Genomic DNA, 455 nt, shown 5'->3' with positions numbered 1-455 from the left:
AATTGCACCTATGTTTTCTGCTAAACGAGTCATGTTATGTATAGGTGCTAATCCTAGTCCCCAGTGTTTCCTACATTCCTCTGCTGCTTGTTCGATATCATCATTTCTCATGATGTTTTGAAAGCAGGGGATGTTCACAGGAGGGAATTTTAGCTCTTTCTCCAGCTCCTTAATAAGCAGGTGCATCATCTCTCCTCGAGCTATTGCGACCTGCTTGATGCTATTTTTAGTTGAGAATAGCTTGCGGAAATGAAACTGATCTTCGTTGAGTCGATACTCTTTTTTACTAAAAAAATTAGGCAGAACATACAAAGCATGAGCTAGAGACTCAGACAGCTCCGGCGTAGGCGAGCTTTGCCCCGTCTCTAGCTTATGCAAGTATTGGCGTGTTTTGCCAACCTTCTCAGCAACCTCTTCTAAGGCAAAGTCATTAAATATCCGTGCTAGTCTCAAAG

General features: G+C 42.6%; 1 protein-coding gene. It reads right to left on the bottom strand.

The genetic code is table 11. The features are described from left to right. A partial coding sequence (locus tag RMT89_RS41130) for a helix-turn-helix transcriptional regulator (RefSeq protein WP_315888864.1) occupies window positions 1-455 on the bottom strand: 455 nt, incomplete at both ends.

The organism is Streptomyces sp. P17 (assembly GCF_032436805.1).
Lineage (GTDB): Bacteria > Actinomycetota > Actinomycetes > Streptomycetales > Streptomycetaceae > Streptomyces.
This window is presented reverse-complemented; position numbering and strand designations above follow the sequence as displayed.